General features: G+C 41.0%; 25 protein-coding genes. 11 read left to right on the top strand and 14 right to left on the bottom strand.

Annotated elements, in window-relative coordinates; translation table 11 throughout:
• Positions 1-82 precede the first annotated feature (82 nt).
• Complete coding sequence (locus tag A7968_RS15675) at positions 83-658, top strand: hypothetical protein (RefSeq protein WP_064667512.1); 576 nt, start codon at positions 83-85, stop codon at positions 656-658.
• A gap of 75 nt (positions 659-733) precedes the next feature.
• Here A7968_RS15675 and A7968_RS15670 read toward each other — a convergent pair whose 3' ends face one another.
• The 3 genes from A7968_RS15670 to A7968_RS15660 all read right to left on the bottom strand — a co-directional run bounded on the left by A7968_RS15670 (position 734) and on the right by A7968_RS15660 (position 3,621).
• Positions 734-1,705, bottom strand: a complete 972-nt coding sequence (locus A7968_RS15670; RefSeq protein ID WP_064667511.1) for a glutathione S-transferase family protein — start codon at positions 1,703-1,705, stop codon at positions 734-736.
• Between the two features lie 21 nt (positions 1,706-1,726).
• Positions 1,727-2,569 (bottom strand): pirin family protein, encoded by an 843-nt coding sequence (locus A7968_RS15665; RefSeq protein WP_064667510.1) that lies wholly within the window; start codon positions 2,567-2,569, stop codon positions 1,727-1,729.
• Positions 2,570-2,640: 71 nt separating this feature from the next.
• A complete protein-coding gene (locus A7968_RS15660; protein ID WP_064667509.1) occupies positions 2,641-3,621 on the bottom strand; it encodes a YihY/virulence factor BrkB family protein in 981 nt (326 codons plus the stop codon).
• 193 nt (positions 3,622-3,814) lie between these two features.
• Here A7968_RS15660 and A7968_RS15655 point away from each other — a divergent pair, with 193 nt between their 5' ends.
• Together A7968_RS15655 and A7968_RS15650 are read left to right on the top strand one after the other, a co-directional pair.
• Complete coding sequence (locus tag A7968_RS15655; protein ID WP_371850151.1) at positions 3,815-4,888, top strand: mechanosensitive ion channel family protein; 1,074 nt, start codon at positions 3,815-3,817, stop codon at positions 4,886-4,888.
• A 163-nt stretch (positions 4,889-5,051) separates the two neighbouring features.
• Complete coding sequence (locus tag A7968_RS15650; RefSeq protein ID WP_064667508.1) at positions 5,052-5,921, top strand: MYG1 family protein; 870 nt, start codon at positions 5,052-5,054, stop codon at positions 5,919-5,921.
• Between the two features lie 59 nt (positions 5,922-5,980).
• Here the strand turns inward: A7968_RS15650 and A7968_RS15645 are convergent, their stop codons facing one another.
• Both A7968_RS15645 and A7968_RS15640 read right to left on the bottom strand, forming a co-directional pair.
• On the bottom strand, positions 5,981-7,498 hold the full coding sequence (locus A7968_RS15645; RefSeq protein ID WP_064667507.1) for a DUF3360 family protein: 1,518 nt from the start codon (positions 7,496-7,498) through the stop codon (positions 5,981-5,983).
• A gap of 352 nt (positions 7,499-7,850) precedes the next feature.
• Positions 7,851-8,249 (bottom strand): YkgJ family cysteine cluster protein, encoded by a 399-nt coding sequence (locus tag A7968_RS15640; RefSeq protein WP_064667554.1) that lies wholly within the window; start codon positions 8,247-8,249, stop codon positions 7,851-7,853.
• 157 nt (positions 8,250-8,406) lie between these two features.
• Between A7968_RS15640 and A7968_RS15635 the strand changes: the two genes are divergently transcribed.
• On the top strand, positions 8,407-8,997 hold the full coding sequence (locus tag A7968_RS15635) for a LysE family translocator (RefSeq protein WP_064667506.1): 591 nt from the start codon (positions 8,407-8,409) through the stop codon (positions 8,995-8,997).
• 2 nt (positions 8,998-8,999) lie between these two features.
• Here A7968_RS15635 and A7968_RS15630 read toward each other — a convergent pair whose 3' ends face one another.
• Both A7968_RS15630 and A7968_RS15625 read right to left on the bottom strand, forming a co-directional pair.
• The gene (locus tag A7968_RS15630; protein WP_064667505.1) at positions 9,000-9,833 is read right to left on the bottom strand and encodes an AraC family transcriptional regulator; all 834 of its coding nucleotides are present in this window, start codon (positions 9,831-9,833) and stop codon (positions 9,000-9,002) included.
• Positions 9,834-9,983: 150 nt separating this feature from the next.
• Entirely contained in the window at positions 9,984-10,922 is a 939-nt protein-coding gene (locus tag A7968_RS15625) for a LysR family transcriptional regulator (RefSeq protein WP_064667504.1), read from the bottom strand.
• Positions 10,923-11,016: 94 nt separating this feature from the next.
• On the opposite strand from A7968_RS15625, the gene A7968_RS15620 reads away from it, so the two are divergent.
• The 5 genes from A7968_RS15620 (at position 11,017) to A7968_RS15600 (ending at position 13,484) form a co-directional block, all read left to right on the top strand.
• Positions 11,017-11,451 (top strand): DMT family transporter, encoded by a 435-nt coding sequence (locus A7968_RS15620; RefSeq protein ID WP_064667503.1) that lies wholly within the window; start codon positions 11,017-11,019, stop codon positions 11,449-11,451.
• 9 nt (positions 11,452-11,460) lie between these two features.
• Positions 11,461-11,922 (top strand): DMT family transporter, encoded by a 462-nt coding sequence (locus A7968_RS15615; RefSeq protein ID WP_064667502.1) that lies wholly within the window; start codon positions 11,461-11,463, stop codon positions 11,920-11,922.
• 233 nt (positions 11,923-12,155) lie between these two features.
• The gene (locus A7968_RS15610) at positions 12,156-12,572 is read left to right on the top strand and encodes a hypothetical protein (RefSeq protein ID WP_064667501.1); all 417 of its coding nucleotides are present in this window, start codon (positions 12,156-12,158) and stop codon (positions 12,570-12,572) included.
• Positions 12,573-12,682: 110 nt separating this feature from the next.
• A complete protein-coding gene (locus A7968_RS15605) occupies positions 12,683-12,901 on the top strand; it encodes a DUF6500 family protein (protein WP_064667500.1) in 219 nt (72 codons plus the stop codon).
• 67 nt (positions 12,902-12,968) lie between these two features.
• A complete protein-coding gene (locus tag A7968_RS15600) occupies positions 12,969-13,484 on the top strand; it encodes a YgjV family protein (RefSeq protein ID WP_157586768.1) in 516 nt (171 codons plus the stop codon).
• A 37-nt stretch (positions 13,485-13,521) separates the two neighbouring features.
• Here the strand turns inward: A7968_RS15600 and A7968_RS15595 are convergent, their stop codons facing one another.
• The 4 genes from A7968_RS15595 to A7968_RS15580 form a co-directional block, all read right to left on the bottom strand.
• Complete coding sequence (locus A7968_RS15595) at positions 13,522-15,492, bottom strand: pectate lyase family protein (RefSeq protein WP_064667499.1); 1,971 nt, start codon at positions 15,490-15,492, stop codon at positions 13,522-13,524.
• 485 nt (positions 15,493-15,977) lie between these two features.
• Positions 15,978-16,457 carry a YchJ family protein gene (locus A7968_RS15590; protein WP_064667498.1) on the bottom strand — a complete coding sequence of 160 codons (480 nt, stop codon included), beginning with the start codon at positions 16,455-16,457 and terminating at the stop codon, positions 15,978-15,980.
• 37 nt (positions 16,458-16,494) lie between these two features.
• Positions 16,495-16,929 carry a SulA-like leucine-rich domain-containing protein gene (locus A7968_RS15585; RefSeq protein WP_064667497.1) on the bottom strand — a complete coding sequence of 145 codons (435 nt, stop codon included), beginning with the start codon at positions 16,927-16,929 and terminating at the stop codon, positions 16,495-16,497.
• A 225-nt stretch (positions 16,930-17,154) separates the two neighbouring features.
• Entirely contained in the window at positions 17,155-17,610 is a 456-nt protein-coding gene (locus A7968_RS15580; protein WP_064667496.1) for a tetratricopeptide repeat protein, read from the bottom strand.
• 127 nt (positions 17,611-17,737) lie between these two features.
• On the opposite strand from A7968_RS15580, the gene A7968_RS15575 reads away from it, so the two are divergent.
• A complete protein-coding gene (locus tag A7968_RS15575) occupies positions 17,738-19,030 on the top strand; it encodes an NCS2 family permease (protein ID WP_064667495.1) in 1,293 nt (430 codons plus the stop codon).
• Positions 19,031-19,067: 37 nt separating this feature from the next.
• Here A7968_RS15575 and A7968_RS15570 read toward each other — a convergent pair whose 3' ends face one another.
• On the bottom strand, positions 19,068-19,826 hold the full coding sequence (locus A7968_RS15570; RefSeq protein ID WP_064667494.1) for a hypothetical protein: 759 nt from the start codon (positions 19,824-19,826) through the stop codon (positions 19,068-19,070).
• Positions 19,827-20,144: 318 nt separating this feature from the next.
• On the opposite strand from A7968_RS15570, the gene cysB reads away from it, so the two are divergent.
• Positions 20,145-21,122, top strand: coding sequence for an HTH-type transcriptional regulator CysB (gene cysB, locus A7968_RS15565; protein WP_064667493.1), 978 nt, complete (start codon positions 20,145-20,147; stop codon positions 21,120-21,122).
• A gap of 54 nt (positions 21,123-21,176) precedes the next feature.
• Here cysB and A7968_RS15560 read toward each other — a convergent pair whose 3' ends face one another.
• Both A7968_RS15560 and A7968_RS15555 read right to left on the bottom strand, forming a co-directional pair.
• On the bottom strand, positions 21,177-22,553 hold the full coding sequence (locus A7968_RS15560; RefSeq protein ID WP_064667492.1) for an L-serine ammonia-lyase: 1,377 nt from the start codon (positions 22,551-22,553) through the stop codon (positions 21,177-21,179).
• A gap of 99 nt (positions 22,554-22,652) precedes the next feature.
• A complete protein-coding gene (locus A7968_RS15555; protein WP_064667491.1) occupies positions 22,653-23,237 on the bottom strand; it encodes a CoA pyrophosphatase in 585 nt (194 codons plus the stop codon).

The following is a 23,237-nucleotide window of genomic DNA, read 5'->3' as shown; positions in this document are numbered from 1 at the left end:
CTCAAATTACACTGCAATAGTTTGAATAATTGACATTTGTTACGCCATCTCAGATCATAATTTATAAGGATTTTAAATTTTTATGGCTAAACCTCAGCTTTTTTGGCTTATTTTAATATTATTACTTACCTGCTTCATGCCTTGCGGTTTTCTCATCTGGTATGAAAGTGAGGATCCCGCATTTATTCCTAATGCTAATTACAATTTTATTCTCAACTGGATTTTACCCTCGTTGACGGTGCTGACGATTGGTTACCTTTTTAGCCGTTATAAGAATTTTGCTCAAGTGAAGGAAAGTTTAGATGAGCACTTTATTGCTGAGGGACGCTTAGTTAAATATTTTACGCTGTTTTTCACTCCGGCACTTATTTACTTCTACTTTTGGACGCTCATTAATATCCCAATACAGTTATGGGCACAATACCGTTTAGCGGACTATTGGTCGCAAGAATACCTGTTAGTAGAGGCAACCACATGTAGTAGTGATTATGAGGCGCACTGTGTAGAGCTCAGGTTTGCCGATTTATCAAACCAAGAAACGTATTCAATAAGATGGTATTTAGATAAAGCTGAATTATTAACGCTTAAAGATAAAAGAGTAAACCTAGTCGGAGAACAAAGTTATTTTGGCTATATTATCAATGAAATACAGTGGTAAGTTGGTTTAAAAAGGCGATTAGTAAGATTAACCCCAGTTATTGTGCTGGGGTTAATTTATAGCGAGTTTCAGCAGTTAGTCGCGTTTATGTTGACGCGAAAAATCTATATTGGGACCTTTAGGCACCACTTGGGTTGGGTTTATCATAGTATGGCTAAAATAGTAATGCCGTTTAATATGATAAAAATCAACAGTTTCTTTTACCCCGTCAACTTGATAAAGCTCGCGTAAATACTCACTTAATGCAGGGTAGCATTCGATGGTGCGCAGGTTACATTTAAAATGCCCAACATACACGCTATCAAAACGGATCAAGGTGGTAAACAGTCGCCAATCTGCTTCAGTTAATGTGTCACCCACTAAATAACGCTGCTTGAGTAAAATACTTTCTACTTTATCCAGCGCGCTGAACAAGTCATTAAATGCCTCTTCATAGGCTTTTTGTGTGGTTGCAAACCCTGTACGGTATACACCGTTATTAATGTTGTTGTATACCAGCTCATTTATTTCATCAATTTGAGCCTGCAAGTGAGCGGGGTAAAAGTCGAGCTCATTGCCCGTTAAATGATTAAACGCGCTATTAAACATGCGAATGATTTCTGCTGATTCATTGCTCACAATTTTATTTTGCTGCTTATCCCATAAAACGGGTACGGTCACTCGGCCTGAATAATCTGCTTTATTTTGGGTATAAATTTGATGCATAAATTGTTTATCAAATAACGCATCCCCAGTACTGTGATTACTTTTATCAAATGTCCACCCGTTATCAAGCATATCTGGGCTTACCACAGATACATCAATGTAGTCTTCAAGGCCTTTTAATTTTCTGAAAATCAAGGTGCGATGCGCCCATGGGCAAGCTAGCGAAACATATAAGTGGTAACGGCCTTTTTCAGCCTTAAAACCAGCTTCACCCGTTGCGCCTGCGCTGCCATCTTCGGTTACCCAGTTACGTAATTGTGCAGACTCGCGTTTAAACTCACCGTCACTTTTGTCGGTATCGTACCACTTGTCTTGCCATTTACCGTCGACTAGTAATCCCATAATTGACTCCTGTATTTTGTTTTAAAAGGTACCAAATTTACCGCTTTGATAATCACTAATTGCTTCTCGTAGTTGCGCTTGCGTATTCATCACAAACGGCCCCATGTGAGCTATCGGTTCATTCAGTGGGTTACCGGCTAAAATAAGTACCCCCGCGCCGGTTTGAGAATTAAATTTAATGTCACTGCCAGGCTCTAAAATCAGTAAGCTACCCGCCATAACAGGGCCACCTTGGTCGGTGTTGATTGAGCCGCTGTGAATATAAATCATCACCTTAGTTTGGCTAAGCGGCGGGTGTGTAAACTCAGCCCCTGCAGGCACTGTTACATCTGCCAACATGCCATTGGCTGCCAGCTCTTGCAGGCTTGAAACTTGCTCCTGCTGGTCAAATTGCCAACTGCCAGCCAGCGCTTTTAGCACAGCACCTTGGCTATTTTTATGCTCAGGCGCAGGGTGCTCGGTAGTATCTTGATACTTTGGTGGTCTGAGCTTTTCAGTGCTTGGCATATTAAGCCAAATTTGGAAACCGTGCATGCCCTCAATCGCATCTGCCAGAGGCATTTCACTGTGAATAACGCCAAAACCGGTGCTCATCCATTGTACATCACCTGCGCGAATCGCTTTTTTATTACCCATTTGGTCTTGGTGCTCAAAACCACCTTTTATAATATAGGTAAACGTTTCTATTCCTCGATGCGGATGCGCTGGAAAGCCACCCATAAAATCACTGTGGTCGTCGGATTTTAATTCGTCGATCATTAAAAAGGGATCTAAATGTTTGCCATCAAAGCCTGGAATGCGGCTGATGTTTACGCCATCACCATCTTGGGTTGCATGGCTATTGAGTTGTTTAATTACTTTCATTATTGCGCTCCGAATCGTGTATATGCTTATTTAAACACATTTAAATTAAACAACCATGGGTAAAAATAGCACTATTCATTCGTTTTAGAAGAATGCTCACGCTGTTGTTGCTTAGTTAAGTGATCGGCTACAAAGGCGCCACGTTGACCAGATTCACGGGCAGGGCCTATGGTGCTATCAAGCATGGTTTGTTGTTCAGTACTGGCATTGATGGCTGCGCCAAAAATAATAATATAGGCGCTGATATACAGCCACATCAGCATGATCACCACGCCACCCAGAGAGCCATATGTTTCATTGTATGAAGCAAATTGTGACACGTAATATGAAAACCCTAATGATGCAATGATCCACAGCCCTGTGGCCATGATAGAACCCGTTGTAACCCAACGCCATTTGGCCGGCTTTCTATGTGGTGCATAACGATAAACAAATGCTAATGCAAAATGAAAGGTGGCAGCCAATAATGGCCAAGTGAGTAATTTGATCACGAAATCGATACTGTTTTTGAGGCCTACAATATTGAGTACGATAGGCAAGATACCAATGATCAGCAATGCGACCACCGCAACAAAGATAGCGCCAAGAGAGAATAAAAAGCGTATTAACAGCGCTTTAAAAAACTGTCTTTTGTTATGTTCATGATAAGTAATGTTACAAGCGGTGATCAACGCCTGACAGCCTTTACTGCTACTCCATACCGTTAGTAGAAGCGTACCTATAGCACTAATACTCAACACCTTTTGTGATTGCTGGGTGACTTCGGATACTTGTTGCATAAGGATTTCGCGGCTGCTTGGCGGTAATAAGGTAATAAATTTACTAATGTGTTCACTGATATCCGCAGCTGAAGTGAAATACGCATACACTGATACGCAGGCTGCCAGTGCAGGGAAAATAGCTAGCAATGCATAGAAGGCGACGCCAGCGGCAACAAACGATAAGTTATCTTGCGACATACTGTGATAAACCCGCTTACAAATATCCCACCAACCAAGTAGTGGGATGTCTGTAGGCTTATTGGCCGTAAAGCCACGCTGTTTATGTGCCATTATATTCCTTACTTAGCTTTATTATTAAGTAACCAGAGTTCAGGTTGAGTGTCTTATTTGCAGTTAAATACTTATCTATTAATGAATTTAACTGCAAGGTGCTTGCCAGCTTAAATTGGCGCTTTATTTGCAGTGCTAGGAATAATATTAATTAGCACTGCCAGATTCACGTATGTATATGGAAATCACTAATATGATTAAAAATCAATTGTTTAATTTACTATCATCACTCAGGGTTGAAGCAGCCCCCGCTGTTGTCGATCCTGTTTCTTGGCAAGCTATAAATGTTCAGATTGCGCACTTTTTACAAAGTGCTTGGCAAATGTTACCTGCTCTAACTTTGGGAGTTGTCGCAATCGTTGTGTGTTATTTTATTGCCAGGCCGCTGTCTTATTTATTTGTTAAGCCCATCAGTTATGTGAGTGAAAGCAGGTTATTGCATGTTGTCACTCGTCGCTTTATTAGTATTGTGATTATTTTATTTGGTGTTTATCTATTCCTAAGGTTAGCGGGTTTAAGTGAGTTTGCCGTGGCGGTGATGAGTGGCACCGGCTTAGTGGGTTTGATTTTAGGCTTTGCATTTCGAGATATTGCTGAGAATTTTATATCAAGCATGCTGTTGAGCGTACAGCGGCCTTTTCGTATTGATGATGTGATTGAAGTTGATAATCGCTTAGGCGTGGTTAAAAAAGTAACTGCACGTGCCACCACTTTAGTTGATTTTGATGGCAACCATATTCAAATACCGAATGCGACAGTGTATAAGAATGTGATTAAAAACCTGACTGCAAACCCCAAAATGCGCGGCCATTTTAAGTTAGGTATAGGCTACGATAACGACATACGCGCGACGCAACAACTTGCCGTTAGTTTAATGGCTCAACAAGAGGCGGTGTTAAATGATCCTGCCCCGCAAGTGTTACTGGATGAATTGGGTTCATCGACCATCAATTTAATCATTTATTTTTGGGTTAACAGTGAGCAACACAGCACAATTAAAGTAGCATCACAGTTAATGCGAGAAATGGTTAACAATTTTACTGAGCATGGTATTAGTATGCCTGATGATGCACGAGAGCGTATTATCTTAAATGCTCCAAGTGCCGAGCAACCACAAGAGCAGCAACCTCAGCCAGCCTCTGCTGAGAGAAAAACTAAGCTAGCAGCCACTCACACCGATATTGATGATGTCAGCAGTGATGCCGATGAAATTCGAGAGCAAGCTGATAGCTCACGTGATCCAGAGCAAGGCAATAATATTATATAACCCTTACTATTATGAATTTTTTGCGAAAAAGACAGTGCTGTTTTGTGGGCGTCGCGTAGATAGCGTATACTGCTGTGCTGGTAATTTCAGGCAAGCTCGGTGCTTTACGGGTATAGCTTAATTACGCCGTCTTCTTACCCCTTTTCAAAATGACACTAAATATATGAATGATTTAACAGTAGTAACCCACAATGGTAATTTTCACGCGGATGATGTGTTTAGTATCGCAGCACTTAGGCTAGCTCTTCCTGATTTTAAGCTTGTGCGTACTCGCGATACGCAGTTGATAGCGCAAGCTGATATTGTGATTGATGTAGGCGGTGAATATGATCCAGCAGCAGGGCGCTTTGATCACCATCAACGTGGTGGCGCGGGCGCACGTGAAAATGGCATTCCTTATTCGTCATTTGGTTTAGTTTGGCAGAAATATGGCTTACAACTGTGCCATGGCGATGAAAATATCGTTAATGCTGTTGATTCCTCTTTAGTATCTACCATTGATGCTATTGATTGTGGTCACGTTGAAGGGGTGTCACAAGGGATCAGTTTAAGCCAAACTATTTCTATGTTTAATCCAACCTGGCAAGAAGCAAGTGAGTTTGATCGCTGTTTTGACGAAGCGGTTGAATTTGCAATGCGCATTTTATCGCGCTTTATAGCCTCGGCCAGTGGCAGTATCAACGCTAAAGCCATTGTCGCAAAGGCGATTGAAAACGCAGAAGATCCAAGAGTCATTGTGCTAGAGCAGTACACGCCATGGAAAAAAACAGTGCATGCGTTATCGCAACAAGCGCTGTATATGGTTTACCCATCACATTCGGGTAAATGGATTTTGCAAACTGTACCAGTGGAGCCAGGCTCATTCGACGATCGAAAATCATTGCCAAAAGCATGGGCGGGTTTATCAGATATTGAATTTCAAACCGAAACGGGTATTGATGATGCAATGTTTTGCCACAATGGTTTGTTTATCGCAGGAGCAGAATCATTTGCAAGTACCATGAAACTGGCTGCAATGGCGTTGCAAGATTAATAAAGTGATTAAAAATCTCGAAAAAGGGGAGGCGATTGATCCGTTTCCCCTTTTTTATATTAATACCTAAAGTTCTCTAATAAAGCAGGGATCCCTGGCAGCATGCCGACCATGGCCATTACGCTGGTAAGTAACACAAACATGATCAGTGGAATGATCCAGCGGCTCATATGAGTGAGCTCTGAGCTGCGCTCTTTGCAACCAATTAAGCCTAAGTTATCGAGCAGCATAGTTAGCGACCAGCCAAATGCGGGGTTTACTAACGTTGAAGCAAATACCACAATGGCAGCTGATTGCGTGGTTTTACCTTCGCGGGTCATTTCCATGCCAGCCTCTAACAAAGGGATAAATACCCCCACAATTAACGCTACACATAAAACGGGCTGCCAAATCGCGAGATCCATTGGGTAACCCCATATACCGGCGATCACACAAAATAATGCAGTTAAAATTGCACCGGCTGGAATAGGGCGCTTAGCAATCGCTGCAGGCACAATATAAGTCCCCCAAGATGAGGTAAAATTAGAGCCACCTAAAATAGAACCAAAGGTTTGTCTGACCGATGCACTGAGCATTGTATCGTCGATATTCATTTGCACTTTTTCAGTACGTTTTGGGTAGCTGATTTTTTGGAACACTTGGTGCCCTAAAAAGTCTGGGGACCACATGGCCACCGCAAGTATCGCAAAGGGTAATACCACCACAAAGCTTTCAAGGGTGGGTAAACCTAACATCCAACCGGTGTTTTCACCCCACCAATACATTGGGTTCATATTTGGTAAGCCCGGGGCGGTTTTAAATTCAAACGGTGCGCCTAAAGCAAAAGCTGTTAAGCCCCCAATCAAGCAACTCAGTGGTACAGCAAGCCAGCGCTTTTTAAAATGTTCGAGTAACGCATACAGTAATATAGTGGCCAAAATAACAATGAAAGCAATGTGGGTCATTTGGATTTCTTCGGCCCATGCAAACAGTTTTTTTACCTGTGAAATTGTGCCGATAAAGCCCAAATACAGTAATAACCCGCCGCACACTCCTTTACTGGTGAGTCTTGCTAATAAACTGCCGCCTTTACTGATCGCAAGCAGTAATCCTAATGCACCTATGAGTAGTCCGAACGCCATAGGGTGACCGCCCGCGGCGACTACAATGGGAATGAGTGGGATCAAAGGACCGTGGGTGCCCGCTAAGTTTGCAGTGGGCAAAATAAAGCCAGAGAACAAGATGATAAAAATAGCCACTATGAGTAACTCATAGCGCACGTTTTCTAGTACAAATGCATCACTTAATCCCAGAGGCGCTGCAAATGTTGCTGCAATTGCACCCACCATCACGACTTTACCTATGGTGCCAGCCATTGCTGGAATTGTATCTTCAAATTCGAAACGGTAATCGCGAAAAGGTAAATTAGGGCGCCAGCGCTTGGGCTGCATAATTTGTAGTTCATGCTCAAGGTAGTCATCTCGACTGGCAAACTCAGAGCTTGGTTTATGAAGATTTTTATAGCTATCGGAAACGGTTTGAGTATCGCTTACCTGCTCAGCTTGGGATGAAGAGTCATCTTTTTGCGTTGTTGTCATTACTTCTCCTGCAACATAAGTTGCTTACTCAAAATAAAAAAACAGCTTTATACCCAAATCACCTCAGATGCGAGTTTGAGGTCGTTTGGGTATATAAGCTATGAATATTGAGTTGGTACAGTAAAGCAGAGACGCCACAATTACGATTAGGCAAAGGTCGAGCATGGTGTTGAAAACGGTGAGTATATTAAGTAAGCAAATTGCCAAGCATGAATGTATTTTATTTTTTATATCATTGTTTTAATTTAATTTTAACGAGAAAAAACTGAAGGTGATCGGCGGATAAGGCCGAGGTTGGTTAACCAATTGGCTCTAAACCTTTAGTCTAATAAGCGCAGTAAAGTGTTAATAATCAATAACCAGCAGGACGGCTGTCTTGCATTATTAAATCTAACTTGGTTTGTGCTTTTTTGTAGTTTTCTAAATCAATGACTTCGATCATTTCACATTCATCCCTTACCATTTCGCTGATCAGGCTAGGGTAGTGACGACAGTCTTCTGGTCTATCTAAGTAAATACTGCAGGTATATTTATCCGCTTCATGGGGGGTTGCTTTGGGGGCTAATTCAAGAAAAGGGCATCGGCTTAGTTTTTCCCCAGTGTGCGGGTCGTGCCATATTTGCTCATTTTTAACAAATGCGAAAATGTCAGGGTTAAAAATTTCCCACAGATCTATTTCTTCTTGCGTAGCACTGAGATCGCCATCGCCGTATTTAATACAGCATTTACCACACTGATTACATTCTTTCATAATTAACATTTCTGCAAGTTTGTGTGCTCACTATACAGCAATTGTTACTCAAGACGGATAAACGAGCCGATTATTATTGTATAAGGTCAATTTTGTTCAATAAGGCTCATCGAGAAAAAGAAATACTCCTCTATAAATTAATTACTTAAGTACATTTATGACTTTTTCTGTGATCATCTCAATGGCATTATTTGCCTTAGCAGCCTCTATTACGCCAGGCCCAGTAAACCTACTTTCACTTAGTTGCAGCGCTCGCTTTGGGACAAGAAGCGGCCTGCTATTTGTGACGGGGGCAACGTTAGGTTTTATCGTATTATTTTTATTTATTGGTTTTAGTTTGCATTTGCTGGTGGATAAACTGGTGTGGCTCACAGTTATTTTACAGTGGTTTGGCATCGCATTTTTAGTGTACTTGAGTTACCAATTATTTATCGATGATGGCACATTGAATAGTAAAGATCGTCGCCGCGCGCCCACTTTCATGACTGGAGTTATCATGCAATGGCTTAACCCTAAGGCGTGGTTGGCTTCGTTATCGGGGATTGCGGCGTATATTCCCAATGCTTTAAGTACAGAGCTTGTTACCTTTGCCAGTGTGTACTTACCAATTTGCTGGCTATCACTTGCTTGTTGGGTGTGGCTCGGTTTGCGACTCGGGCAGCATTTTCAAAGCGCTGCCAATGTGCGGTTGATGAATAAAGCACTGGCATTATTGTTGCTGGCCAGTTGTGTGTTATTAGTAATTTAAATTTACAACGGTAAGGAGCGCCGATATTGCTCAGGAGTTGCGGCAACACGTTGCTTAAATACACGTTGGAAATGTGCTTGATCACTAAAGCCACTGTCGTAGGCAATACTGGCAATTGCTTGCCCTTTTTTCAGTGCTTGCTGGCCTAACTGAATACGGCGATTTAACCGGTAAGCGTGTGGAGTCATATTAAAGTGACGTTTAAAAGCGCGTACTAAATAGCTGGTACTAAAACCAAAATGTTCACTGATGCTACTAATTGAGGTGTCATCTAAGCTGTGCTCATTTAAATAGTGGGCCACTTGATAAAGTGCGTTGGGCACGAGCAAAGTTGGCTCTATTGTACGTGAGTTGCAATCTAGGTGGTTAAACAAGGCAACAAAATAGTCATTTAATTGCGTCTGCTTGGTACTAATAGGGGTGTTGGATAGCAGTAATTTGCATAGCTTGACAAAACCTTGATAGAGCAATGGCATATTAAGGGTATCTAAGTGACTATCTTGCCAGTGTGGTTCGGCTCTCACCCCTGACTCAAATAATAACTGCGCTAACCACTTTTTATCGACATGCATCATATAATACGCCCATGCAGAATTTTGCTGCGGGTTACAGGCATGCACTTTATCAGGGTTCATTATTACTAAGTGACCTTGGCTGACATGATGTAGGCGGTTTTCACAAACAAACTCGCTTTGCCCAGCTAAAATAGCGCCGATTGACCATTGCTGGTGTGAATGGGGGGCATAGGTAACGCGTCGGCCATCAAGTACCTGGCGCAGCTCTATATATGGCAATGCGGGATCACGCCAAAAAGTAGGCTGTGTTGTAGGGAGCATAAAATTTACCACGATTGAAAATATGAGCTTAGCTGTTGATACATAAATCTACTCGTAATTTAAAATATTGTCTACAAAAGCAGCCCTTGATTGACGCTAAAATGCATGATTAAAGGTAGTGAGATAAATCACTAATCATGGGCTCATAAATTAATTTTGGTATTTCCAATAAACGGGGTTGCCATACACTTCGCTAAAATAATCAATACAAACACGCACATTTAGCGGTGGTTGCTTTGTGTTTGGGTAAATTGCGGTTATGTTTTGTGAGCCTACTTTTATTGTTGGTGCAAATGAACCTAAAATTGATACTAAGCTTCCAGCTGTTAGGCTTTCACCGATTAACCAGTCTGGAAATAAAACAATCCCCATGTCATTTAATGCGCTAATGAGCAGCGTTTCGGCATTATTAGAGACTAAGGTAGGGATCACTACTTGTTGCTGCCATGCTGATGAATTGTTTTTAAATAACCAACGATTTTGCCCCGATGAGCCGCGATATATTAAACCATGATGTTCACTAAGATCTGATGGCTGTTTAGGTATGCCATACTTTTTAAGGTAACCGGGAGATGCCGCCAAGTGATATGTTTGCACGCCTAAGGTTTTGCCATGCAAGGATGAGTCGCTGAGTGAGCCAATCCGGAAAATTATGTCGGCGGCATCCGTATGTGGATCAATAAAATCATCTGTTTGGGTTAACTCAACTTGAATTAACGGGTAGCGATTTAAAAACCCGCTAAGCCAAGGGGCGATGTGTTTTTGGCCGAAAAATACCGGAGCATTAATTCTGATCAAACCTTTTGGCTGACTTGCTCTATCTTGCAATTCATTGCGTACTTCGCTGAGCTGTTCAGTCATTGACCGTGCATAGCCGTGAAAAATTCTCCCCGCTTCGGTTGGCATTATTGCGCGTGTGTTACGATAAAATAGCTGCTGGCCAAGCGCGCCTTCAAGTTGCAAAATCACCCGCGAGACCATTGAAGGGGATACATTTTCACGGCGAGCAACAACAGAAAAACTCTTACTTTGATACACGTCAATAAAGAACTTTAATGCGCGGATATTAATTGAGCTAATATTATTCATTTGTGCAAATCCTGCAAAAGTGTTTTCTACATAATCCCATTTTTTACGTTGAATCACTAGGCTATGATCAATTTCTTATTAATAGGAGATTTACATGCAGTTTATTTTGATTCTAATTGTGGTGATGGGAGGAATGGGGCTGTCTGTAGAAGCGGGTCTATTGGGCCCTTTAGGCGGCGAAGTTGGAGAGCTATGGGCTACCTTCAGTGTATTTAGTGTGGGTGCTGCGCTTACCTTTATGTTGATGCTATTTTTTAGTCCTCGCAATAGCCCGTCATTTTTCAAGCAACCATCATGGACATTATTAGGCGGCGTTTTAGGCCCGGTTTATGTCGTTATATTGACGATAACAGCACCAGTTATAGGTATTGCTATGACGATGATCGGTATTTTAATGGGGCAGATAGCGAAAAGTTTATTGATCGATCATTACGGCTTATTTGGCACACAACATCGTCAGGTCGACCGGAAACGGCTTGTCGCACTGGTTTTTATTATTATTGCATTGTTTTTGATGGCACAAGGGTAGGGGACGAAAATGACGTTAATAATGATAATTCTCGCTGTGATTGGCGGCGCTACATTAAGTATTCAAGCTGCAATTAATGCTCAGCTTGGCAGTAAAGTGGGCGTTTTTCGCTGCGCATTTTTGACTTTTTCGGTTGGTGCTTTGATCACCGGATTACTTATTTTTTACTTTGAACCTAGCCACGCGATGACATTGTTAGATGTGCCTAAATGGCAATTACTCGGGGCAATGTGTGGTGTGCCCTATATCGTGATTATGGTGTTTGCGGTACAGCGCATAGGTACTGCGGTTGCAACGGTTGCAGTTATTTTTGGGCAACTATGTATGAGCATGCTCATTGATAATTTTGGCTGGTTTGGGAATGGCATTATTAGTTTTACTCCCACTCGAATTGGCGCCATTATTTGCTTAGGCATCGCATTATATTTTATTCATGCAAGTAACAAAGCTGCAGTTAAAACTGAGGGTTAATATTTACCCAGTTGGAAGGTGCGCTGAGCCACTGCAATTGAACAATTACTTTATTAAACAGACCTTTTTGCCCTGCGATAATAAAACATGTAGTGTGATCACTTAGCATGAATCATTTTTGCGTAGAGTGTATTAGAATAGCGCGTTATTGGCCTCACATAGATTGCTTGTTTGGGATTACTTTACGCAATCTAATGAGCTGGCCGTTATTTCTAACAAAAGGTAATGATAGAATGATGAATACAAAACTGTATAAGTCAGTATTGGAGCTCGCAGGTGAGCTAATGAATGCAGCGCAGCAGCAAGATCAAGCGAGTTTTGATTCACTTTATGTGCAGTTAAAAGCGCTGTGCATCGAACATGAAAATACTGAGAAAGATCATCCTGTTCAGTGGGAAACACTGGCTGATTTTACCGATGAATTTGCAGATGCCTTGTTGATCTATGAAAAGGCGTTAGCTAAAGCGACAGCTATTAATGCGAAAGACTATATGTCGTCAATTGGCTATGCAATGGCAACCATGCATGTCGAGCTTGGCCAAACTGATGCCGCTATTGCCTGTCTACAAACTGCACAGGTGAGTGCAAATAAAATCCCAGACAAAGCCCTAAAAGCTGAAATAGCAGAGTTATTAGACACCTTAAAATAGAGTGTTTAATGGGTTATCTGAGAGGGGGTAATCAATGGAAGTTACGCTAGGCAATAGCCCGGAATTAATTGAAATGCGCTATAGCATAAAATAAAGGCTGCAAAGATTTAATGCGCGATGAGTTAAGAGCGAAGATCATTCAAGTTTGCAATAAAAAAATAGCGGCGAAAGGCGACAATGTGGGGTTGTCTTTTTATGCCTTTTTTGCAAATAAAAATGATGACCCTGAGTTATTAATGGAAGCTGCGACTTGGTGGATCCACACTCATCAATTAGATCACTTTGTTAAAGCAAAAACGATTAAAACGATGATTGAAAATGATATGTGAGCGTGCAGCTTTTTGCAGTTTGCTCATTTGCAGGTGATTAAGATAGTTTTATAGGAGTATTTTGCTGGTGGTAGATACGTTCATTGCACAAGGTTTTGGTTTTTTAAGTTTTTTTTTAGCGATGCTGTGCTTTATGCAAAAAGATGATCGCCGCCTTAAGCTAATGATGATTGTGATGAATTTGAATCACGCCTTACACTTTTATTTACTCAATGCCGTAACCTCATCGTTATGCTGCTTATTTTCAGCAGGGCGAACCGCCGTTTCGATGAAAACCAAGGCAACTTGGGTGGCGTGTATATTCATTATTTTAACCGCTTTGATTGGTTACTTGACGGCGCAGCAGTGGACTGATTATATTGCAGTGCTAGGTGCATGTTTAGGTAGTTACGCTTTATTTTGCCTGAGTGGGATCACTATGCGCTGGGTGTTATTTTGTGGCTCATGTTTATGGCTTATCAATAATATTATTGTTGGCTCAATTGGCGGAGTATTATTAGAGGTAACGGTTATCGTAATAAATTTAACCACCATTTACAGGCTTCATAAACAACGTTTTATGGACCCAGAGTTTACGCAGTGAAGGACTTAGCTGAGCCCTTCACTGCGTAATTTATGGGTTACTGTCTGGTTAATTCAAACATTTGATTTTCAGCACCAGCTAAGCATGTCCACTGCAAAATATTAGCGTCATCACTGGTTTTGCTGCCATCTACATCCAAACACAGTTCGCTATTGCGATTGATTATACGCCATTTACCAGAGCCCGCACTTTGGAAGCGAAACTGCTGGTTATAACTACCTGTGTAGGTCCAAAGATTAATATTTTCCCCCGCGGTTGTTGAATGGGTATAAACCTCTAATCCTTTAGCTGGGGCATTGGCGGGTGAAATACGATGCCAAACACCGTCAACAGTGGTGATATTAAATTTTTGGCAATTATTATTAAGCCAAGACCATTGCCTAATATTTGCCCCATCAGCAGTATCACAATTAGCTACATCAAGTGAAGCACCACTGTGTTTTGGAGTAATTCTATAGCTACCATTAACTAAGGTATTGGTAACGCTGCCATTAGCTCCATCACTGTAGCCATTGTAGACTTCGAACTCCGCAATTTGAGGAACACCATTGGCAGAATGAACCACAAAACTGACTTTAGATAAGTTAGTGTTCGAGAAGCTGATAACATCAGGTACTGCTCCACCATTTGCTAGTGTTACGCCAGTGTCATAATTTACTAATGACCAAGCAGTGATCTGTCCTTTAGTAGCCGCTGTTTCGATAACTCTAACGGCATTTATTGTCGTGTTGAGGTTTTTAATATTAATGCTACCTGTTGTAGACGAAGGCGACCAGTATGTAGAAGTATCACCATCGTTCACATTACCATAGCTTGAGCCACTGGCTTTTGAGCTACCATCAACACCAGCATTGAGTGCTAAGTTTTCGCCAGCAGGGGTTGGCTCAGGAGTAGGCTCAGGGGTCGGCGTTGGATCGGTAGGCGTTGTAGTACCACATTGCCCATTGGATGTTTGTAAGCCTTTGTTTGCCCCCGCTGTTGCAGCGATGATGCTCGGTATACACTGCGCATTATCAAGTTGATAGCTATAAGGAATGTTGATTGTTGTGGTGGAAGTTGGGTTAGGTCCAGCAGGGTGAAGTTTGCTTTCTTGCTGTGACCAATCGATATTATCCCAAATATTACCACTGACTTGCCAGTAACCCATGTCGTTTGTATAAAACGTACCAAGTGGATCTTTTGAATCTTTGAAGTAATTATTCTCGGCTCGCATTTTGCCACCAATACGTGGATTCATACCTGATGATACAAGTCCACTGTAATAGTTATTGTAAGCATGAGCTGTAGCATGCCTTAATAAAGGCGTGCGCGAATTGATGTTTTCATAGTAATTGTGATGAAAGGTCACAGGGCCGTTATTTTCATCGCTATCACTTGAGCCAACAAGGCCGCCACGGCCTGAATTACGTAAAATACTGTATGATAACGTTACGTATTTAGTATTACTTTTCATGTCAAATAAGGCATCATAACCTGAGCTTTCTCCTCCACTGGCTTCAAGTGTCACGTGGTCGACCCAGACATTACTAACATTCGATTCCATGCCAATTGCATCTCCACCGTTTGAAATAGGGGAGCCAGACTTTTTGACGTTTCTGACATGGACATTCTGAATAATGATATTTGAAGAAGAGCGAATATGAATGCCCAGTTGATCAAAGAGGGCACCGCTTCCTACACCGATAATAGACACATTACTAATTTCTTTCAGTTCAATTAAATCTGGCCCAGTATTACAGCTGTCTCCAGAAACTTTACTGGTATTGCCATGATTTATGGTGCCCTCAACATGGATAATAATTGGTGTGTCACTTGATGCTCGGTTACACAAAGCTTGATGAATTTGCGTGCCAGTTGTTGCATAAACAATATCACCGCCAGCTCCACCGGTTGTTCCGCCATTTGATGTGGCAAAGCCTGACGCATTCGCAAACGCACTTTGGCCATAAATTGCAGCAGTAATGGCTAAAGCCCTCACTGAGTAGTTAAAAAGTGTACTTTTACTCATTGTTGTTCCTAATAATTGTGTGTTTAGATCAAAACAATTAGATTAATTAATTGTAAAATTAGTTAACACAATCAAGTTTTTTAATGCTTGTACTGCAGTGCTACCGGTGGCATTATTGCGGTAAATATAATCTTTAGCAATATTAATTACTGATTTTTTAGTTTTCAATTCATTATTTAGGCTTGTTTTATTTGTTTCTAAATGGCTTTAATTAATTTAAATCATTATGTTATGTATTTTTTGTGGTGTAAAAATAAATGACAATAATAACAAGTTTGATTTTTAATTTTTGTTTAAGAAGGTTTCATTCATGATTTTATTAAATTAACATTTGTTCCCTTTATTTTGGTGGGAAAGGGTCCTCAGCACATAAATAATAACGTTAATGCTGAGCGCTATAACAGTTTAAGGGGGCACTCTAGGGTTGTTTGTGGGTATATGCTGCATGAATGCTCTTTGCAGCATTAATTTATACAAGGAATTATCTACACGCTATGGCACTTTTTATATTTTTTACCACTACCACATGGGCATTTATCATTACGGTTAACTTTTATATCTGCAACTGGGAAAATCTCACCATCTAGATAGCGCCATAATCCTGCTTCTTTTATAAAATTTGATTTTTCATGCAGCTGGCAAAATAGATTTTGATAAAAATAACTAACGCAAAATTCAACATCCGCAGTCGACTCGTGTTGTTCGGCATTGATCACGTCTAATTGAATAAAGCGGCAGCTGTTGGCAAACTCAGTGATTTCTTTGACTGGATTTTCAGCTTGTTTTTCTTGGGCATAAGTTTGGTATATATATTTGGCATTTTTTAATGCATAGGCGGCATAGCGAGATCGCATAAGTTGCTCTGCCGTGGTTGCTTGCTCTGTGCCTAAATGAAGCTTTTGGCAGCAGTCTTGATAACTATGTTGACTGCCGCATAAGCAATTACTGTCGGTAAGTGAAGTCATGTTAAATCGTTTGATTCAAAAACGTTATTTTAACAGCTTATTGCGCCAATGCCATATCGTTACTTTGCTGGGTTTTAGTGAAGCAGTATAGCTTGGCACTTGCTTGGTCTAAGTTTAACGATAGATCAGCAATTTGATTATCTTTTACGATATCTGTCCAAGTGATCACTGCTGCAAAATTCCCATTATGTAATGCAGAGTTTAAAACATACGCTAAATTAACAAGGTGCTTTTGGCGTATTACTAGTAACTTACTGGTATCAATCGAACATGAATCAAGTAGTGCTTTACTCGGTACATGATCGGGTGCAATTAGCAATGTCCATGCATTTTGATTATTGTAATGGTGCAATACCTTTAGCAATTCAAACGTTGCTGAGATCTCATCTTCAATTTGAATTAAGTTAACTGATGCGCTTTGGTTATCTTGTTGGTAGCTTTTAACAGTTCTTACGGTAATTGGCTGTAACATAATGTTCACTCACTGGTTGTTTATACAGTATGTGTATACAGTAGTTTATACAGTTGTTTGGTGCAAGTTTTTTCTGCTAATTTTTTATACGATTTACAACCTTGGCAGGCTAATGTAAGCATGAAAGAGGTAGTTAAAATTAAATATTATTTAAAAATCAAGCGGTTAGTTTGTTTGTGGTGATGTTTGTATTTTGCACGATATGAACAGCCGGTTATCACTTTTTTATACAGTAGTTGGGATCAGATGTGAAAATTGCTGTTGATGGATCTGTTCATACAGTGTTGCAGCATAGCACTGGGCGTCTTTAAAGCGACGTGTGCTCAGATGCTTACGTAGATCTGTAAGGGCTGCTGTAGCAGGTTCATAACCTTGGCTGCTGGCTAAACTTAGCCATACTGCACCATGAAATACACTATTTGGCACGCCTTGGCCCTTGATAAAAAATAAGCCAAGATAAAATTGTGCTCGGTGATTTCCTGACATCGCTGCCAATCGCATCCATTTAGCGGCGAGGGGAGGTTGTTCATTTTTCAAATAATAGAGTGCTTTATTCACGGTGTTTTCTGGTGTATCAGCTTTAACATCACTGTGTGGGGTGCTGTTTGGTTGAGTGATAAACGATAAAACGTTATCTAGCTGTTGTTCTAAATCTAAGCCAATAGGTGAGGTATCTGTCATAGTGCCACATATATTATTGTTGTCTATTACCGCGTAAGTTTAGACTAATACAAGGTAAAATGTCCTGCTATTCTTGAAATATATGATAAAATTACACAATTATTCTTATCTACAATGAAACTCATCTATGCTTGACGCGTTATTTAAAATTAGCGACCACAATTCAACTGTGCGTCGTGAATGTATTGCTGGCCTCACAACATTTATTACTATGGTTTATATTGTTTTTGTAAACCCTGCTATGTTAGCCGAAGCGGGTATGGATCAGGGCGCGGCGTTTGTTGCAACCTGTATAGCTGCCGCAATTGGTTGTTTTATTATGGGTCTTTGGGCTAATTATCCGTTAGCGCTGGCGCCAGGTATGGGGCTCAATGCCTTTTTTACTTATGGCGTTGTACTTGGCATGGGCTATACCTGGCAGGCTGCGTTAGGTGCGGTGTTTATGTCAGGTTGTATCTTTTTGTTTTTAAGTTTGTTTAAAGTCAGAGAGTGGATCATTAATGCAATACCGTTGGTTTTAAAACAAGCAATAGCCACGGGAATTGGCGCATTCTTAGCGTTAATCGCACTAAAAAATGCCGGCATCATAGTGGCAAGCCCTGCGACTTTAGTGCAGTTGGGTGACATCACAGCTGCAGGGCCATTATTGGCAATTTTTAGCTTTTTTGTTATTGCAGCTTTGTTGTATCGTGATTTTAAAAGTGGCGTACTGATCAGTATCTTATTAGTTACTGCCATTGCATTAAGTTTAGGTTTAGTTGAGTATCAAGGTGTGATGTCTATGCCACCTTCAATCCTACCAACCTTTATGCAACTTGACTTTGCAGCGGCTCTTGAGTTGTCTATGCTCAGTGTTATTTTTGCTTTTTTGTTTGTCGATTTATTTGATACCTCAGGGACTTTGGTTGCAGTTACACAAAAAGCGGGCCTTGCTGATGAAAAAGGCAACATGCCGCGTTTAGGCCGTGCATTAAGTGCAGATAGTTCAGCAACGATTGCAGGCGCAGTGCTTGGTACTTCTACAACAACATCATACATAGAATCTGTCGCAGGTGTTTCTGCTGGTGGTCGTACAGGTTTAACAGCCGTTGTTGTTGGCCTGTGTTTTTTATTGATGATGTTTTTTGCACCACTGGCTAAAATGGTCCCAGCGTATGCAACTGCGGGCGCTATTTTATATGTGGCAGTATTGATGTTACAGAATCTCAAGTTTGTAAATTGGGATGACATGACTGATGCAATACCAGTGAGTGTAGTATTACTAATGACCCCTCTGACGTTTTCAATTGCACATGGCATTGCACTTGGCTTTATTTCGTATACGGCTGTAAAAGTATTGTGTGGCAAACGTGATGAGGTAAGTATCAGTGTGTGGATCTTAACGGCAATGTTTGTGGTTAAATTTGCGTTTTTATCATAATTCGATTTCTAACAATTACGACAAAGAAAAAGTGGTTTTACCACTTTTTCTTTGGTGCAAATAATACGTCTAAATCGTCTTGCTCTTGCTCGGCTTTTTTCTTCAGTGCCGTTGCATTCGATGCTTTTAACTCAGTACTAATGGCTTCTAAGTAACCCTCTAATTCTTGACGTTTACCAGTGATGTAGTCATCGCTATAAGCCACAGCAGATACAGTTGCGTAGGCTTTTTCAAAGTATTGACGTGCAGAGCCCACCATGTTGGCTGAACGAGCAGAAATACCGCGTTTAATTTGGCTTTCAATATTAATTCTTAATTGTAGTTTTTCTAAACGCTTATCTTCAGCAACAAAAACTTGGCTATCTACTTTACCTTTACCGTGTTCTGAGCGAAGCACTGCGCGTAATTTTTTAATACCTTGGATCAGTGATATCAATTGCTTGTCGTTATCAGGTAACACTAAGTTTTCTGAATTAGTGGCGTCAAGTGGGTTGCCCAAACGTTCTTTTGCTTCTTTTAAGCGGTTTTTTAATTCTTTAGAATTGGGAGAAAGTTGCACCATAGTTACAAGCGCATCGTGAATACGGCGCTGCAGAATACGTAAAATATTCTCAGACATGGGGATGTTAGCGCTATTTAGTAATACGTCTTCGGATTCTTCAATGATTTTTTTTTGTTTAGTTAAATCTTTACGGCGTTCTGTCTCTTGTTTCTCTTTATGCTGTTGTACCGCACTAACCCACAGGGCAATGACGATAAGTGCAACAATCAACATAATAATAATAGAAACGATCATGGTTTAGGTCTCAGGTTTCACAAGCTAATAATTTTTATCTTACATTAAATATATGCTAACAGGGTAGTTTTGCGCGTTTTATAGCAAAAAAGAATTCACTTTCTCAGTATTTATTATTATATAGATTATGATTTTTTTTATTTTTTGGTTCCGCTAAAAAGATGGCTACCTCAATACGAGGGTTTATGCTAGCCTAAGCATATCATCTTATAATTCTGATCTCAGAGAGCCTTTTTCTATTATTAAGTAGAAAATACTTGGCTTGACGCGATGTAGCATTTATAAATAAGCAGTATAACTACACTAAAAAATGCAGCCATGAAATTACAACAACTCAGATACATCGTCGAAGTCCAAAATCATAAACTCAATGTTTCAGCAACAGCCGAAAGTTTATTTACCTCACAACCTGGTATTTCTAAACAAGTACGTATGTTAGAGGATGAGTTGGGCGTGCAAATTTTTGGCCGCAGCGGTAAGCATTTAACACATGTTACTAGTGCGGGCACAGAAATTATTAATATTTCTCGTGAAATACTTTCTAAAGTAGAAGGTATTAAAGCGGTAGCAAATGAACATACTTTACCAGATCAAGGTAAGTTAAATATTGCTACTACGCATACACAGGCTCGTTATGCTTTGCCAAGTGTGATCCAAGGCTTTATGAAAAAGTATCCTGCTGTGTCATTACACATGCATCAAGGTACACCACAGCAAATTTCTGATGCGGCGGCGCGCGGTGATGCCGATTTTGCGATTGCCACTGAAGCACTGCATTTATATTCTGATTTAGTGATGCTGCCGTGTTATCACTGGAACCGTAGTATCGTGGTTGCAAAAGATCACCCGCTGGCGAAAAAAGCGGAATCTCTCACTGTGGCTGATATAGCTCAGTATCCGCTAATTACCTATGTATTTGGTTTTACTGGCCGTTCAGAGCTGGATAAAGCGTTTAATGCACAAGGACTTGAGCCGCATATTGTATTTACTGCTACCGATGCTGATGTTATTAAAACCTACGTACGCTTAGGTTTAGGCGTAGGTGTTGTCGCATCAATGGCGATTGACCAAATTGCCGATACCGATTTAGTGTGTATTGATGCCAGTCATTTATTTGAAGCGAGTACGACTAAAATAGGCTTTCGAAAAGGCAGTTTCTTACGCACCTATATGTATGACTTTATAGAACGTTTTGCGCCGCATTTAACCAAAGAACGAGTGGAAAGAGCGAGCTTATTGCGTAATCAAGAAGACGTTGATAAGTTGTTTGAAGATATCGAATTACCAGTTAAGTAACTAATTTTATAAAGAAAAAGCCGCATAATGCGGCTTTTTTATCATCCTAAAAAATTAGCATTCAATAATGTTAACAGCCAAACCACCCCGTGCGGTTTCTTTGTATTTGGTTTTCATATCATTACCTGTATCGAGCATGGTTTTGATCACTTTATCCAGTGATACCTTTTGCTCGCCACTGCCACGAATAGCTAAGCGTGATGCGTTAATCGCTTTAATCGCGCCCATTGCATTACGTTCAATACAGGGCACTTGTACTAAGCCACCGACCGGATCGCAGGTTAAACCTAGGTTATGTTCCATGCCAATCTCGGCGGCATTTTCAACATGTAATACGCTGCCACCAACAATTTCTGTCAGTGCACCCGCAGCCATAGAGCAGGCAACACCTACTTCACCTTGGCAACCTACTTCAGCGCCTGAAATTGAGGCATTCTTTTTATATAAGATGCCAATCGCAGCAGCAGTGAGTAAGTAGCGCGTTGCAATATCGCGGTCAACTTCTTTAATAAAGGTGTGATAGTACATAAGTACCGCAGGTAAAATGCCCGCAGCGCCATTAGTCGGTGCCGTAACCACACGGCCACCGGCGGCGTTTTCTTCGTTAACGGCAAGGGCAAATAAGTCGACCCAGTCCATGGCTCGCAGAGGATCGTTACTTACTTCAATATTGAGCTTTAAATACAAACTCGGAGCACGGCGTTTTACTTTTAAACCACCGGGTAAAATGCCTTCGGTGCGCATACCGCGTTCAATACAGGCTTTCATTACTTGCCAAATATTGAATAGCTCATCTTTGATTTCATCTTCTGTGCGCAGCGTTTTTTCATTTTTCATCATCAAGCTTGATACGCTAAAACCCGACTCTTTACACATCTCAAGCAATTCTTTGGCGCTGCCAAAAGGAAAGGGGGCTGGGTTTTCTTCGCGAATATCCAGTGCTGCTTGTTTTTCTTTTTCAAATTCTTCATCGGTAACAATAAAGCCGCCACCAATTGAGTAATATACTTTACTGTGGAGTTTTTCGTCACCTTTGAATGCAATGATTTCCATGGCATTTGAGTGTTTAGGTAAAGTTTTGCGACGATGAAATACGATCGCCCCTTGTTTTGGGAACTTAGCTTTATGAACTTGATTTAAATAGATAACTTGTTCGTTTTCAATTTTAGCGAGGATCTCGTCAACTAAATCAGCATCTATGGTTTCTGGATCATAACCGGCAAGCCCTAAAATAACGGCTTTACCAGAGCCATGGCCAATGCCGGTTTGGCCTAATGAACCATATAGCTCAACTTTAACGCTGGTGACATCGGTTAATAAATTTTGTTGTTGTAGTTCGTTAACGAATAAACGCGATGCACGCATAGGACCGACTGTGTGTGAAGACGACGGGCCAATGCCAATACTAAACATATCAAATGCACTGATCATAATAACTTTACTCTACTTTTACTCAGCACGATTGCTGCCTTTGAACGGTCGCACATAATAACCCGTAATTGTACCCTTGTAACCATTTGTGGCAGAGATTTAAACTGGTATGGCGAGCTGTTTTGTAAAGTTTTTTATAATGCTAGCCGTTGCCCCCCAGAGCAATCCGTAAGGGGTTGAAAAGCCTTGTAAAGTAATTACCTTTCCGCGTCGCTCAAAATGCAAGGGTTGCCAATTGTTTACATTCGCTAAAGTATTTACGGGTAGTAAAAAACTTGCCGCAACTTCATTGTGATCGGGATGCCACTGGGTGTTTGCTGCGAGCACACCAACAAATGGCGTGATGGTGAAGCCTGTAAGGGTAGAGTAATCGGGTAATTGGCCAATCACACGGACATTCTCAGCAGCAATATTAAGCTCCTCATGTAACTCGCGCAGGGCGGTGTTACGTAAATCGATATCACTGTGTTCATATTTACCGCCAGGCAAACAAATTTCGCCAGGGTGATGATTTAAAAACGTTGGGCGTTTACATAATAAAATGTGCGCAATGTTGTCGATATCAATCAATGGCAGCATCACGGCACTGGCGCGTTGAGTGCCTTGTAAATAAGCATGATGCGCTGGAATGTCAGTATTAGGCGCCGTTAGCTGAAAACGAGCTATAAGCTGTTGGCTATTCAA

This window comes from Pseudoalteromonas prydzensis (assembly GCF_001661495.1).
GTDB classification, from domain to species: domain Bacteria; phylum Pseudomonadota; class Gammaproteobacteria; order Enterobacterales; family Alteromonadaceae; genus Pseudoalteromonas; species Pseudoalteromonas prydzensis.
Note: the sequence above shows the minus strand (reverse complement) of the source record. Positions and strands in the feature narration are given on the sequence as shown.

Coding starts and splice junctions, on each gene's coding strand:
- A7968_RS15675 (WP_064667512.1), top strand. CDS start 83: ATGGCTAAACCTCAGCTTTTTTGGCTTATTTTAATATTATTACTTACC.
- A7968_RS15670 (WP_064667511.1), bottom strand. CDS start 1,705: ATGGGATTACTAGTCGACGGTAAATGGCAAGACAAGTGGTACGATACC.
- A7968_RS15665 (WP_064667510.1), bottom strand. CDS start 2,569: ATGAAAGTAATTAAACAACTCAATAGCCATGCAACCCAAGATGGTGAT.
- A7968_RS15660 (WP_064667509.1), bottom strand. CDS start 3,621: ATGGCACATAAACAGCGTGGCTTTACGGCCAATAAGCCTACAGACATC.
- A7968_RS15655 (WP_371850151.1), top strand. CDS start 3,815: ATGATTAAAAATCAATTGTTTAATTTACTATCATCACTCAGGGTTGAA.
- A7968_RS15650 (WP_064667508.1), top strand. CDS start 5,052: ATGAATGATTTAACAGTAGTAACCCACAATGGTAATTTTCACGCGGAT.
- A7968_RS15645 (WP_064667507.1), bottom strand. CDS start 7,498: ATGACAACAACGCAAAAAGATGACTCTTCATCCCAAGCTGAGCAGGTA.
- A7968_RS15640 (WP_064667554.1), bottom strand. CDS start 8,249: ATGAAAGAATGTAATCAGTGTGGTAAATGCTGTATTAAATACGGCGAT.
- A7968_RS15635 (WP_064667506.1), top strand. CDS start 8,407: ATGACTTTTTCTGTGATCATCTCAATGGCATTATTTGCCTTAGCAGCC.
- A7968_RS15630 (WP_064667505.1), bottom strand. CDS start 9,833: ATGCTCCCTACAACACAGCCTACTTTTTGGCGTGATCCCGCATTGCCA.
- A7968_RS15625 (WP_064667504.1), bottom strand. CDS start 10,922: ATGAATAATATTAGCTCAATTAATATCCGCGCATTAAAGTTCTTTATT.
- A7968_RS15620 (WP_064667503.1), top strand. CDS start 11,017: ATGCAGTTTATTTTGATTCTAATTGTGGTGATGGGAGGAATGGGGCTG.
- A7968_RS15615 (WP_064667502.1), top strand. CDS start 11,461: ATGACGTTAATAATGATAATTCTCGCTGTGATTGGCGGCGCTACATTA.
- A7968_RS15610 (WP_064667501.1), top strand. CDS start 12,156: ATGATGAATACAAAACTGTATAAGTCAGTATTGGAGCTCGCAGGTGAG.
- A7968_RS15605 (WP_064667500.1), top strand. CDS start 12,683: ATGCGCGATGAGTTAAGAGCGAAGATCATTCAAGTTTGCAATAAAAAA.
- A7968_RS15595 (WP_064667499.1), bottom strand. CDS start 15,492: ATGAGTAAAAGTACACTTTTTAACTACTCAGTGAGGGCTTTAGCCATT.
- A7968_RS15590 (WP_064667498.1), bottom strand. CDS start 16,457: ATGACTTCACTTACCGACAGTAATTGCTTATGCGGCAGTCAACATAGT.
- A7968_RS15585 (WP_064667497.1), bottom strand. CDS start 16,929: ATGTTACAGCCAATTACCGTAAGAACTGTTAAAAGCTACCAACAAGAT.
- A7968_RS15580 (WP_064667496.1), bottom strand. CDS start 17,610: ATGACAGATACCTCACCTATTGGCTTAGATTTAGAACAACAGCTAGAT.
- A7968_RS15575 (WP_064667495.1), top strand. CDS start 17,738: ATGCTTGACGCGTTATTTAAAATTAGCGACCACAATTCAACTGTGCGT.
- A7968_RS15570 (WP_064667494.1), bottom strand. CDS start 19,826: ATGATCGTTTCTATTATTATTATGTTGATTGTTGCACTTATCGTCATT.
- cysB (WP_064667493.1), top strand. CDS start 20,145: ATGAAATTACAACAACTCAGATACATCGTCGAAGTCCAAAATCATAAA.
- A7968_RS15560 (WP_064667492.1), bottom strand. CDS start 22,553: ATGATCAGTGCATTTGATATGTTTAGTATTGGCATTGGCCCGTCGTCT.